Origin of the sequence: Erwinia sp. Eh17-17 (genome assembly GCF_039675725.1) — a bacterium.
Taxonomy (GTDB): Bacteria; Pseudomonadota; Gammaproteobacteria; order Enterobacterales; family Enterobacteriaceae; genus Erwinia.
Map to the genome: position 1 here is coordinate 441,812 of NZ_JBDFQT010000001.1, position 12,221 is coordinate 454,032.

The following is a 12,221-nucleotide window of genomic DNA, read 5'->3' on the forward strand; positions in this document are numbered from 1 at the left end:
TTTGCAATGGACGCGATGAAGACCATTTTTTCCGGTCGCCCCGTGTCGATGGTTAGCGCAGCTCCACCGCGTAACGTGCCACCGGGGTAATTTTCTTAATCAGCTTATTATCGAACAGGAACTGCTCGTAGGCGTTGTAGCGATTCACATCAAGATGCGCCGGATCGCGCGCAAACAGCGGCAGGGTTTTCTGCCAGGCCACGTGGTTCAGCTCGGTGTTCAGCTCCGGATGCGCCTGAGCAAACGCCTGCCAGCTCTCTTCCGGGTGTTGTTGCAGATAGTCGTTGCCTTTCTTCAGCGCGGCGAGGAATTTCTTCACCTTCGGAGCATTGATGCTGTCGCGGTGGGCGACGATCACCAGTTCGTCATAGGCCGGAACGCCGAAGTCTTCGACGTTAAACACTTGCGGATTTTTACCCTGTAGTTTCAGCTCCTCGGCTTCAATATTGCGATAGCCGCCGATCACCGCATCCACCTGACCGGCCAGCAGGGCGCTGGTCAGCTGGAAGTTAACGTTAATCAGCCTGACGCTATCCGGGCTGACGTTCTCGTGCTTCAGCATGGTTTCCAGCGTCGCCTGCTCAATGCCGCTGACGGAATAACCTATTTTTTTCCCCTGTAAGCCGGCGGGGGAGGTGATGTTTTTATCCAGAGTGATGACCGTGTTCAGCGGAGTATTAATCAGCGTTCCCACGCGCACCAGCGGCAGACCCTCGTCGGCAAAAAAGTGCAGCTGCGGCTGATAGGTTATGGCGAGATCCGCCTGTTTAGCGGCCACCAGACGCGGCGGCAGCGAAGGGTCAGACGGGGGGATAATCTTCACGTCCAGCCCTTCCGCTTTAAACGCCCCGATCTGTTCTGCCACCATCACCGGTGCGTGATCGGGGTTGATATACCAGTCGAGCACCAGCGTCAGTTTCTCACCGGCCACGGCCAGATGACTGAAAGCGCCGCTTAACAGCAGGGCGGCCAGGGTTTTCTTCATCATTCTGCATTCCTTATCAGGGTCATCAGCACTATTCAGGTGCCCAGTTAATCAGGCGGTGGATCAGGGTATCGACGGCCATCCACAGTAGGACGGTCATCAGCACCAGGATAAATAACGCGGCAAAGCACTGGTCGGTCTGCATGCGCGCGTTGGCGTTCAGCATCACGTAGCCCAGCCCTTCGGCGGACCCGACCCATTCACCGATGATGGCGCCAATCGGGGCCACGGCAGCAGCCATACGCAGGCCGGAACCAAACGCCGGCAGCGCTGCCATCAGGCGGATATGGCGCAGCTGTGACCAGCGTGACGCCCCCATGGTGCGGGCCAGGTCAAGATAGTCCTGGTTCACCCGCTTCAGCCCGTCAAAGAAGGCCGAGGTGACCGGGAAGAAAATCACCAGCACCGCCATCGCCACTTTGGCGCTGATGCCAAAGCCGAACCACAGCACCAGCAGCGGCGCCAGAGCAAATACCGGGATGGCCTGGCTGGTCAGCACCAGCGGCATCAGCCAGCGTTGCAGGCGGGGGGAGAAGATCATCAGAATAGCCAGCAGCGATCCCAGCAGGACGCCCAGCACCAGCCCGGTTAACACTTCCGAGGCGGTAATCAGACTGTGGTACGCAAGGAAGGCGCGGCCTTGCCACAGGGCCGTTGCTACCGCGGCGGGTGAGGGTAATAAAAAGGCGGGGATATCGCTCAGCGTCGCCAGCCACCACAGCAGGATCAGCCCGCAAAAAATCAATGGCCCACGCATGCGGGCTGCCAGGCAGCCCCTCATCCTGCAGCCCTCAGCAACTGCTGCAACAGTTCGCCCTGGCTTTTCAGCAGGTTGGCATCGTCCGGCGCACGCGGCGGCTGGCCGCCAATAGTGTGGCTGCTGTCGATCCCGGCGGGCTGGCCGGAGAGGACCAGCAGGCGGTGGCTCAGGCGGCAGGCCTCCATCGGGTCGTGGGTGATCAGCAGCACGGTGCGGTCCGCCAGCAGCCCGGCGGCCAGCGTCTGGATCTTCGCGCGCGTCAGCGTGTCGAGTGCGGAGAAGGGCTCATCCATCAGCACAATCGGTCGCCTTTCATACAGGGTACGGGCAAGCGCCGCGCGCTGGCGCATCCCGCCGGAGAGCATGGCAGGGCGATCGTCACCGTGGCCGTGCAGTCCGACGCATTCCAGCAGATGGTCGGCCCACGCCGTGTCGATGTTTTCCCTGCGCAGACGGGCGCCGAGGGTGATGTTGTCGCGAACCGACAGCCAGGGAAACAGCAGATCTTTCTGCCCCATCCAGGCAATACGTCCGGCCAGCGGCTGGCCGTCGCTGCCGCAGACGGTGCCGGCGGTGGGCGTTATCAGCCCGGCTATGGTCTTCAGCAGGCTGGTTTTGCCGCTGCCGCTGGCCCCCAGCAGCGCGACACAGCGTCCGGCGGGAATCTCGATGCTGAGGCGGTCGAAAACCTGGCGCTGGCCAAAGCGCAGCGTCAGGTCGCGTACCCGGATGCCGGGCGGGGAGCTGGATTGCATAGCGATCACCGCTGTTGTCCCGCGTTCAGTCCCATCTGCCAGAAGGCCGACTCCAGGCGGGTGGCGGTGGTGAAAATATCTGACAGCGCGGCGAAGCGGCTTGCTGCTCCACGCTGCTGGCCGACCGTGTCCAGTAGCGCGATGGCGGCCTGCACGCCGCTGAGATAGTCCGGGTTTGCATAGTTACGGATCCATGAGGCGTAAGGGCTGTCCGTCAGCACCGTTTCCTCTGCCGCCAGCAGACGCAGGCCGATCTCCGCGTAGCCCGCCACGCAGGGCAGCAGCGCCGCCAGCAGGTCGAGCGCATCGCCGGAGTGGCCGATATCCAGCACGTAGCGGGTGTAGTTCATAGTTTCCGGCGCTTCCGGTTGGGCGGCCATTTGTGCTTCGTTCAGCCCCCAGTCTGCGCAGTAGCTGACGTGCAGCGGCAGTTCACTGACGATGGCATTCAGCGAGGCGGTGGCCGCGCGCATTTCCGGCAGCGTGTGCAGCTTGCTGACCAGCAGGGCATAAGCGCGGGCGAAGTGGATCAGGAACAGGTAATCCTGGGTCAGGTAGCGGCGAAAGGCCGCTTCGGGCAGGGTGCCGCGAGCAAGCTGGTGGATAAACGGGTGAGCAACGTAGTCCTGCCAGTCGTTACCCGCCTGCTGGCGTAAACGTCCGTACAGGCCGTGGCTGAAATCGACTGACTGAATGATTTTCGACACTGAATCCCCTCATTTAAGTGGAGATCCGGGTATGCGGAGGTGTGATCAGGCAAGTAAAATGCCAACCCGTCCCTTCGCTGGCATGACCCAGATCAGGTTCAAAGGGTTCGGCTTACGCCATCTCAGCCCATCACAGGACACCCCTCGGAGGCGTTTGTTATACGATATTTTATTTTGTATAGCAATCTGCCCTGCCAGCACCGGGGTGGGAAGTGACGATTAAAAAAGAGATTTAGCGTGCACGCGTGCTCCATCAGCGCGGCTGAAGAGGGATTCCATCGTATTTAACAGCGGGGAGTCATGGGGCTGAGTGCGGGGGTTGCCCGCTGAAAGCTCAGCGGGCGATACATCCTGTTTTAGAACGACGTCCACTCCTCTTCGATGGCTTTATGCGTTCTGGCGGGAGTAACCTGAGCGGTTTTTTTCTCCGCGCCGCTGACCCATTCACCCTCATGCACCCGGCTGGCGGAGATCTTAAAGATAGCGACCATTTCGCTCAGCTTTCTTGCCTGCTGTTCCAGAGAAACCGCCGCCGCCGAGGATTCCTGCACCAGCGTGGCGTTCTGCTGCGTGGTGGAGTCCATCTCGGTTACGGCTTTACCAATCTGCTCAATGCCCTGTCGCTGCTCGTTTGACGAGCTGGAAATCTCATCAATGATCTGACTGACGTGGGTGACGGAATTGACGATATCTTCCATGCTGGCGCCTGCCCGGTTGACCAGGTCGGTGCCGGTGCCGATGCGCGCCACGGAGTCATTAATCAGGGATTCGATCTCTTTCGCCGCGTCAGCACTGCGCTGCGCCAGCGTTCTGACTTCACCCGCCACCACGGCGAACCCGCGCCCCTGCTCACCGGCCCGGGCGGCTTCCACCGCTGCATTCAGCGCCAGAATATTGGTCTGGAAGGCAATGCCGTTAATCACGCTGATAATTTCGGTGATCTTCTTCGAGCTGGTGGCAATGCCGTTCATGGTACTGACCACTTCACCCACAATCTGACCGCCTTTACGCGCGTCAGCGCTGGCGCTGGCCGCCAGTTTACTGGCCTGCTGGGCATTGTCGGCGTTTAAGCGCACGGTTGAGGTCAGCTCTTCCATGCTGGAGGCGGTTTCCACCACAGCCGCAGACTGCTGCTCGGTTCTGGAAGCGAGATCGGTGTTTCCGGCGGCAATTTGCGATGAGGCGCTGGCCAGGTGGCTGACGCTCTCACGGATGCCCGATATCATATCGCGCAGGCGGGCATTCATTGCTCCCATGGTTTGCGTCAGCTCGCCGAGCTCATCCTGGGAGGTAGCGGCGATCTGCGCCGTCAGGTCACCGCTGGAGATGCGCTGGGCCAGCGCCAGGTTTTCACCTATCGGGCGGGTGATCTTGCGGGTGATAATCCAGGCGGCCAGTAGCCCGATAACAATTGCCAGCAGCGCGAGGACCGAGATGATAATAATGGTATCGGCGATGAGACGGCTGTTATATTCCGCCTGCGCCTTAATCAGCTGGTCTGCGGTATGGTTCAGGTCGGCCGCTGCCACCCCCATCACGTCGGCCGATTTTTGCGTTTCAACGATGGATTTAAAGTAGGTTTCTGCCTGAGCTTTCAGAGACTGATAATGTTCCCACGCCGGGGTCAGCACCGCTCTGGTTTCATCCGTCAGCTGGGGCAGGCTGTCGTTATAAAGAGATTCCGCATGAGTATAGGCCTGGTCGACGGCCGACATGGCCTCCGGCGTATGCAGCGTAATCAGCGTGTCGCCCGCTTCGCCGAGAAGGGATAGCGCGAAGAATAAATCAAAAATTGCACTGCGTGATTCAGCACCCGGCGAAGTATTGAGTACGCGATTATTGAGCTCAGCTAAAAAACGTTTATCGCTGAGCTGGTGAAGGTTTTTAGCCAGCTGGTTACTGTTGATGCTTTTCTCATGATATTGCGCGCGTGTTTTACTGTAGCGATCGATATTTTCGCCCAGCCGGGTAAAATATTGCTTCGTGTCCCCGCGCCAGTTAAATTTAGTGGCATTCTGGTAGAGGGTTTGCATGGAGACGATGGCTGCGCCGTTTTCTTTCATTTTCTGTTCATCGGCGCTTTGCAAATATAGCAGGCGGTTGCGTCGGGCAATGTCCAGCAGGTTACCAATATCATTGGTGATCGCGGTTTTTACCGAGTTTCTTTCTATCGATTTTAATGAATAGATACCGTACCCTGATACACCGGTAATAATAGCGATCAAAATAATAAATCCGGAAAAGAGTTTTTTTCTTATCGAGAAATCATTAAAGTTAAAAGCGTGCGTAATCATATTAAATTCCTTGTTAATCATAATTAGTCTTTCAGCGAGGAGAACCACATTGGGTTTTTTGATGCAACACGTCGAAGAAGACTATCGGCAAGGAAGCAAAGGAACATTGGTAAATTTACATTTATTTACATTTTATTCGGGCTATTTATCATCTGATTATTATTAAGCCGCAAATAGAATAATAAAGAAGATTATCAATAAGCTTTTGTTATTTCTCAAAGATACATAAGAAATAAGGATGACGGAAAGGCGACCCGCGCATAATCATTGCGCGTGGCATAACGGGTCGTCACCGGGGGTATTCTCACCCATTTTATTGCTAAACATCCGGCGTCTGACCTCATCCTTGTTATCATCGCGTCCGCTGTGGGTGATTCTGTTGCCGGCCCCGACCGGCTGTTCCGGTCGGGGCGGGATGATACCGTGGCAGGCTTAGCGCTTGCGGCGGTCCGGAACGATCAGGTCTCCGCGCAACACGCAGGCACCGAGCATATCCTGAGTTTTTTCCGTCAGCCAGCTGACGATACGCGCCGCCATGGCATCCATCGAATATTCAATCGACGGAATGGTCGGAATGCCCGGCAGGTCCAGCGAACCGGCCAGGCTGAAGATCATAATGTCCCCCGGCACGGCCTTATTAAACGCCTGTAGCTGGCCAATCACCCGCTGCGCCTCCTGCTCATCGGCGACCAGCAGCGCGTTGAAGTTGACGGTGGTGGCGTTATTCAGCAGCACCTGTACCGCCACCGAGGAGGAGGTGGAGTCCATAAACACCAGGTTACGGTTAAACGGTAAAAAGTTATTTTCCAGCGCCAGTTTGTAGCCCAGCAGCACCTGATCCGCATGGCCACGGGTATCGGGATGGATCAGCGCAATCTGGCGGCGACCCTGGCTAATCAGATAATTGCAGGCGGTTTCGGCGGCGAAAGCGTGGTCGAACTGAATGCTGTTGGGCGTGTCGGCATCAACACAGTCGATCAGAATCACATTGTCATCGTTGATGTTCAGCGGGAAGCGGGCACCGATAATCAGCACGTCGTCACACAGCCCGCAGGAGAGCTCATCCAGCGCATTCATCACGCCCGCTTTGCTGTTGGCAAAACGCAGCAGCAAGTGCTTCTGATGCTGGCTGAGCTGTTTTTCCAGCGCATAGAGATAGCCGGTGGTCTGGTTAATGTTCTCCTGCGCGCAGATCACCCCGATACAGCCGGTGGACTGGGAGAGCAGCGACTGGGCAATGACATTTGGCCGGTAGTTAAGCTCCTCTGCGGCCTGCAATACGGCGAGACGGCTGGCTTCTTTCACCCCACGTGAACCACTCAACACCCGTGAGACTGTGGCTTTCGAAACCCCAGCTAAACGCGATACATCGTTGATTGTTGACATTTTTCTCCCCTGTACAACGCAATAAACGGCCTGCAAAAAAAGCGCAATAACGGCGCAAAATATCGCCATCGACAGTATAGCGGTTTTCTCTTTTTCATGGAAACCGATTTTCCATATCACCTCAAAAGTGTCCATATCGGCCGAAAATATGTGAGGGTCATCGCGGAAAAAACCCTTTTCCGAAGGGGTTTATGATGAGGTTCACAGTTCTGTTTCCGTTTTATGGAAAACGGTTTCCGTATGGTGTCCAATCGTTTCCACATTTACGTTCTATTACATTTTGAGGTAACGGGTTTATGGTCAGGATAATGCTGTGCTGCTCTGCCGGGATGTCGACCAGTATGCTGGTGAGAAAAATGGTAGAGGCGGCGAAGGAAAGGGGACTGGAGGTCGATATTGAGGCGTATGGCGTTGCCGAGTTCGACAGCCAGTTTCCGCACTATCAGGCGGTGCTGCTGGGGCCGCAGGTCAAATATATGCTGAAAACACTGTCAGAAAAGGCAGCCGTGCAGGGGATCCCGGTTCAGCCCATCGACCCGATGGACTACGGTATGCAGCGCGGCGACAAGGTGCTGGACTTCGCGCTGTCGATGATTAACGCGGTTCACTAAAAGGTGTTCATATGAGTTCGTTATATCAGTCAATGATTGCCGTTATCGAGCAATCGATTACTCCGCTGGCCGGGCGTCTCGGCCAGCAGAAATATGTGATTGCGATCCGTGACGGTTTCACCGCCGCGCTGCCATTTATGATCATCGGCTCGTTTATGCTGGTGTTTATCTTCCCGCCGTTCTCCGCCGACACCACTAACAGCTTTGCGCGCGGCTGGCTGGATTTCTCCCTGACCTACCGTGAACAGCTGATGCTGCCGTTCAATCTGAGTATGGGGGTGATGACCTTCTTTATCTCTGTGGGCATTGGTGCCAGCCTCGGCCGGCAGTTTAATCTTGATCCGGTGATGTCCGGCCTGCTGGCCTTTATGGCCTTTCTGCTGGTGGCAGCCCCCTATGCTGACGGCCATATCTCTACCCAGTATCTCTCCGGGCAGGGCATTTTCACCGCGCTGATCACCGCTATTTACTCCACGCGGGTTTACGCCTGGCTGAAACAGAACAACATCACTATCCGCCTGCCGAAAGAGGTGCCGACCGGGGTGGCGCGCTCCTTTGAGATCCTGATCCCGGTGGTGGTGGTGATGGGCACGCTGCATCCGCTCAATCTGTTTATCGAAGCGCAGACCGGCATGATTATGCCGCAGGCGATTATGCACCTGCTGGAACCGCTGGTGTCGGCGTCGGATTCCCTGCCGGCTATCCTGCTGTCAGTGCTGCTGTGCCAGATATTCTGGTTCGCCGGTATTCACGGTGCGCTGATTGTGACCGGGATTATGAACCCGTTCTGGATGGCGAACCTGTCGGCAAACCAGGCGGCGCTGGCGGCCGGGGCGGCATTACCTCACGTCTACCTGCAGGGTTTCTGGGACCACTATCTGCTGATTGGCGGCGTCGGTTCCACGCTGCCGCTGGCCTTCCTGCTGCTGCGCAGCCGCGTGACGCACCTGCGGACCATCGGCAAAATGGGCGTGGTGCCGAGCTTCTTTAATATCAATGAGCCGATTCTGTTTGGTGCACCGATCATCATGAACCCGATGCTGTTTATCCCGTTTATCTGCGTGCCGATGGTCAACGCCTGTCTGGCCTATGGCGCCACTAAACTGGGCTGGCTGGCGCAGGTGGTATCGCTGACGCCGTGGACCACGCCGGCGCCAATAGGGGCGTCATGGGCTGCTAACTGGGCGTTCAGCCCGGTGGTGATGTGCCTGATCTGTATGGTGATGTCGGCCCTGATGTACCTGCCGTTCCTGCGCGCCTACGAGCGCTCTTTACTGATAACCGAACAGCAGAAAGCACAAAGTGCAGCGGCACCCTCAGGCGAAACAGCCCGCAATAACGGATAACTCTGGAGAGTCAAAAAATGAAGGTTAAATTTCCGCACGACTTCTGGTGGGGCAGCGCCAGCTCGGCTCTGCAAACCGAAGGGGAAAGCCGCGCACGGGGCGAAACCACCTGGGATGCCTGGTACGCCAGCCAGCCGGGCCGTTTTCACCAGCAGGTAGGCCCGCAGAATACCTCGACCTTTTATCAGCACTGGCGCGAAGACATTGCGCTGCTGAAACAGCTTAACCACAACAGTTTTCGCACTTCTCTCAGCTGGTCGCGGCTAATCCCGGACGGTACCGGCGAGGTCAATCCGCAGGCGGTGGCGTTTTATAACAACGTTATCGATGAGCTGCTGGCCCAGGGGATCCAGCCGTTTATTACCCTGTTCCACTTTGATATGCCAGTGGCGATGCAGCAGCAGGGCGGCTGGGAGAGCCGCGAAGTGGTGGATGCCTTTAGCCGCTATGCCAAAATGTGCTTTGAACTGTTCGGTGACCGCGTGCTGCACTGGTTCACCTTTAACGAGCCGATTGTGCCGGTGGAAGGGGGATATCTGTATGACTTCCACTATCCGAACGTGGTCGACTTTAAACGCGCCGCTACGGCGGCGTACCACACGGTGCTGGCCCATGCGCAGGCGGTACGCTGCTATCGTGCCGGGTCGTACAGCGGCGAAATTGGCATTGTACTCAACCTGACCCCGTCGTACCCGCGTTCACAGAATCCGGCGGATGTAAAAGCGGCACACCACGCTGACCTGCTGTTTAACCGCAGTTTCCTTGACCCGGTCCTGCGCGGCGAGTATCCGGCGGATCTCATGGCACTGCTGCAAAGCTACGATCAGCTGCCAGCCTGCCAGCCGGGGGACCGGGCCCTGATCGCTGAGGGCAAAATTGACCTGCTGGGAATTAACTATTACCAGCCGCGTCGGGTGAAGTGCCGCGACAGCGCGGTGAATCTGCAAGCGCCGTTTATGCCGGAATGGTTATTTGATAATTACGAGATGCCCGGCAGAAAAATGAATCCGTATCGCGGCTGGGAAATTTATGAGCCGGGTATTTATGACATTCTGACAAATTTACGCGTTAATTATGATAATCCGCGCTGCTTTATTTCCGAGAATGGTATGGGCGTGGAAAATGAACAGCGCTTTATTGAAAACGGTCAGATTCAGGATGACTACCGTATCGCATTTGTCCGCGAACATCTGAAGTGGCTGCATAAAGGGATCAGCGAAGGCAGCCGCTGTCTGGGCTATCACATGTGGACGTTTATAGATAACTGGTCGTGGTGTAACGGCTATAAAAACCGCTACGGCTTTGTCCAGCTTGATCTTGCCACGCAGCAGCGCACGGTGAAGAAAAGCGGGGAGTGGTTTGCGCGCACCGCCGCCGAGAACGGGTTTAACTATGAGGACAGTCACAATGATTGATTTAGAAGAGGCGGTGATGGAGATCATCGTCAATGCCGGGCAGTCGCGCAGCCTCTGTTTTGAGGCGCTGCATGCGGCACGCGGCGGTGATATTCCCAGGGCGAAGGCACTGTTGCACGAGGCTGACGGCTTTTCACGTCAGGCGCATCAGATGCAGACCCGGCTGATTGAGCAGGATGCCGGGGAAGGACGCCAGCCGATGACCTTAATTATGGTCCATGCACAGGATCATCTGATGACGTCGCTGCTGGCGCGTGAATTGTCTGAAGAAATTATTCATCTGTATCAGCGTTAATAGTAATTAATGACTTATCGCGAGGAGCGTTAAATACCAGAATAATTGAACCTGACTGTATTCTTACCTCTTACCTTTAAAATAACAGCACTCACGCTTCTTTATTTGCGCGGCACGGTGACGCGTAAATAAAGGGCGGAGTAATAAAGAGAATATTATGAAAATAGCGAATCAATTGCCAGTGACCCTGGCGGTGATGGCAGCCCTTTGCTCTGGAAACGTCGTTGCACAAGAGTTTACGCAGGAACAGATAGACGCCATTGTGGCGAAAGCGGTGGATAAAGCCCTGGCCGAACGTCAGGCCAAAATTGACGGTGCCGTGGATAAAGCCCTGGCCGAGCGCCAGGCGAAAATTGATAAGGCGGTGGCGAAAAAAGCCGATGTGATCACCGAACCGCAGACGGCGGCACAGTCGCCGGATATGGCGATCCCGTTCGGCGTGCAGTTTACCGGCTATGCCCGCTACGGCGCGCAGTTCCAGGGCGGCGATCAGAAATTCGTCGGTGTGGATGGCTCGTATAACGGATCCTCAGCTATCGGTCGCCTGGGCAACGAAGGCAACGGCGGCGAGTTCCAGCTTTCCAAAGCGTTTAAAGGCGACAACGGCGCAATCTGGGATGTCAACGTGATGATCGACCACTGGGGCGATGAGGTGAACCTCAAGAAGGCCTATGCGGGCGTCACCAATCTGTTTGACTCCAATCCCAACGCCTACCTGTGGGCCGGGCGTGATTTCCACCAGCGCCCACAGCAGGGGATTAACGACTACTTCTGGATGAACCACGACGGCCAGGGCGCCGGGGTGAAAAACTTCGAACTGGGCGGCGTGAAGTTTGACGTGGCGACGGTGGCTTCTGTTGAGGCCTGTAACCCGGAAGTGATGGATGAAGATGGCAACCCGTCGCGCATCAGCTGTACCGGCGGCTCAGGCACCGGGGATAAAGGCAACTACGCGCTGACCTCGAAAATTCACGGCATGAAGGTCGGTCCGCTGGACCTGGAGCTGTACGCCAACTACGGCTTTGACTCCAAAGCGATTGAGAGCGAAGAGCGGCTGAAGGCCTGGCAGGGCGGTGCAGTGCTGAGCCACACCGGGGAGAAGGGCGTGAACAAAGTCATCACCCGTTATTCCAATAACTCGGACAACAGCGTGTTTAATAAAACGGATGAGCTGACCACCGTCTACGCCAGCTTTGAAGGCAACTACAAGTTCACGCAGCAGGCGCAGGTGGAGTACCTGCTGGCCTTCCACGATTATTCGAATAAAGCAGACAGCACCGACGACCGGCGCAACTACGGGGCGATTGTGCGCCCGATGTACTGGTGGAACGACGTGCATTCCACGTGGCTGGAAGCGGGCTATCAGCGGGTGGATTACGACCAGGGCGGCGATAACCACGGCTGGAAGCTGACGCTGTCGCAGAACGTTTCCATTGCCATGGGACCGGAGTTCCGTCCGATGCTGCGCTTCTATGTGACCGGTGGTGACGTCGATAACAAACGCACCGCGCGCATCAACGGCACCGATGACGATACCCAGCTGGATTCGTTCAACGTCGGCGCAATGTGGGAAGCCTGGTTCTGATGAGGGTGTAAAACCGGCCGGTTTTGAATGGTGCAATCATTGGGCCCGACCGAAAAAGAAGGTCGGGCCCAACAACCGAAAC

11 protein-coding genes and 1 riboswitch are annotated in these 12,221 nt (G+C 56.6%); of the genes, 5 read left to right on the forward strand and 6 right to left on the reverse strand.

Features of this window, described 5'->3' with window-relative positions; translation table 11 throughout:
- Positions 1-52: 52 nt before the first annotated feature.
- The 6 genes from ABEH87_RS01895 to ABEH87_RS01920 all read right to left on the reverse strand — a co-directional run bounded on the left by ABEH87_RS01895 (position 53) and on the right by ABEH87_RS01920 (position 6,887).
- Entirely contained in the window at positions 53-988 is a 936-nt protein-coding gene (locus ABEH87_RS01895; protein ID WP_346573407.1) for an ABC transporter substrate-binding protein, read from the reverse strand.
- 28 nt (positions 989-1,016) lie between these two features.
- Positions 1,017-1,766, reverse strand: a complete 750-nt coding sequence (locus ABEH87_RS01900) for an ABC transporter permease (protein WP_346573409.1) — start codon at positions 1,764-1,766, stop codon at positions 1,017-1,019.
- Positions 1,763-2,500 (reverse strand): ABC transporter ATP-binding protein, encoded by a 738-nt coding sequence (locus tag ABEH87_RS01905; protein WP_346573411.1) that lies wholly within the window; start codon positions 2,498-2,500, stop codon positions 1,763-1,765. Before ABEH87_RS01905 ends, ABEH87_RS01900 begins: the two co-directional genes overlap by 4 nt.
- A gap of 5 nt (positions 2,501-2,505) precedes the next feature.
- Positions 2,506-3,198: a TenA family protein gene (locus tag ABEH87_RS01910; protein ID WP_346574548.1), complete on the reverse strand. Its 693-nt coding sequence runs from the start codon at positions 3,196-3,198 to the stop codon at positions 2,506-2,508.
- A 61-nt stretch (positions 3,199-3,259) separates the two neighbouring features.
- Positions 3,260-3,362: riboswitch (TPP riboswitch) on the reverse strand.
- Positions 3,363-3,563: 201 nt separating this feature from the next.
- Positions 3,564-5,501 (reverse strand): methyl-accepting chemotaxis protein, encoded by a 1,938-nt coding sequence (locus ABEH87_RS01915; protein ID WP_346573413.1) that lies wholly within the window; start codon positions 5,499-5,501, stop codon positions 3,564-3,566.
- A gap of 432 nt (positions 5,502-5,933) precedes the next feature.
- Entirely contained in the window at positions 5,934-6,887 is a 954-nt protein-coding gene (locus ABEH87_RS01920; protein ID WP_346573415.1) for a LacI family DNA-binding transcriptional regulator, read from the reverse strand.
- Between the two features lie 296 nt (positions 6,888-7,183).
- Here ABEH87_RS01920 and ABEH87_RS01925 point away from each other — a divergent pair, with 296 nt between their 5' ends.
- From ABEH87_RS01925 to ABEH87_RS01945, 5 genes are all read left to right on the forward strand, one after another.
- The gene (locus ABEH87_RS01925) at positions 7,184-7,498 is read left to right on the forward strand and encodes a PTS sugar transporter subunit IIB (protein ID WP_346573417.1); all 315 of its coding nucleotides are present in this window, start codon (positions 7,184-7,186) and stop codon (positions 7,496-7,498) included.
- 11 nt (positions 7,499-7,509) lie between these two features.
- Positions 7,510-8,844 (forward strand): PTS sugar transporter subunit IIC, encoded by a 1,335-nt coding sequence (locus ABEH87_RS01930; protein WP_346573419.1) that lies wholly within the window; start codon positions 7,510-7,512, stop codon positions 8,842-8,844.
- 17 nt (positions 8,845-8,861) lie between these two features.
- A complete protein-coding gene (locus ABEH87_RS01935) occupies positions 8,862-10,259 on the forward strand; it encodes a glycoside hydrolase family 1 protein (RefSeq protein WP_346573421.1) in 1,398 nt (465 codons plus the stop codon).
- The gene (locus tag ABEH87_RS01940) at positions 10,252-10,554 is read left to right on the forward strand and encodes a PTS lactose/cellobiose transporter subunit IIA (protein ID WP_346573422.1); all 303 of its coding nucleotides are present in this window, start codon (positions 10,252-10,254) and stop codon (positions 10,552-10,554) included. Before ABEH87_RS01935 ends, ABEH87_RS01940 begins: the two co-directional genes overlap by 8 nt.
- 157 nt (positions 10,555-10,711) lie before the next feature.
- Positions 10,712-12,139 carry a carbohydrate porin gene (locus ABEH87_RS01945; protein WP_346573424.1) on the forward strand — a complete coding sequence of 476 codons (1,428 nt, stop codon included), beginning with the start codon at positions 10,712-10,714 and terminating at the stop codon, positions 12,137-12,139.
- Positions 12,140-12,221: the final 82 nt, after the last annotated feature.

Excerpts from the sequence above, each read along its gene's own strand:
- ABEH87_RS01930 (WP_346573419.1), top strand. The coding sequence starts at position 7,510 with ATGAGTTCGTTATATCAGTCAATGATTGCCGTTATCGAGCAATCGATT.
- ABEH87_RS01935 (WP_346573421.1), top strand. The coding sequence starts at position 8,862 with ATGAAGGTTAAATTTCCGCACGACTTCTGGTGGGGCAGCGCCAGCTCG.
- ABEH87_RS01900 (WP_346573409.1), bottom strand. The coding sequence starts at position 1,766 with ATGAGGGGCTGCCTGGCAGCCCGCATGCGTGGGCCATTGATTTTTTGC.
- ABEH87_RS01895 (WP_346573407.1), bottom strand. The coding sequence starts at position 988 with ATGATGAAGAAAACCCTGGCCGCCCTGCTGTTAAGCGGCGCTTTCAGT.
- ABEH87_RS01940 (WP_346573422.1), top strand. The coding sequence starts at position 10,252 with ATGATTGATTTAGAAGAGGCGGTGATGGAGATCATCGTCAATGCCGGG.
- ABEH87_RS01945 (WP_346573424.1), top strand. The coding sequence starts at position 10,712 with ATGAAAATAGCGAATCAATTGCCAGTGACCCTGGCGGTGATGGCAGCC.
- ABEH87_RS01915 (WP_346573413.1), bottom strand. The coding sequence starts at position 5,501 with ATGATTACGCACGCTTTTAACTTTAATGATTTCTCGATAAGAAAAAAA.
- ABEH87_RS01925 (WP_346573417.1), top strand. The coding sequence starts at position 7,184 with ATGGTCAGGATAATGCTGTGCTGCTCTGCCGGGATGTCGACCAGTATG.
- ABEH87_RS01905 (WP_346573411.1), bottom strand. The coding sequence starts at position 2,500 with ATGCAATCCAGCTCCCCGCCCGGCATCCGGGTACGCGACCTGACGCTG.
- ABEH87_RS01920 (WP_346573415.1), bottom strand. The coding sequence starts at position 6,887 with ATGTCAACAATCAACGATGTATCGCGTTTAGCTGGGGTTTCGAAAGCC.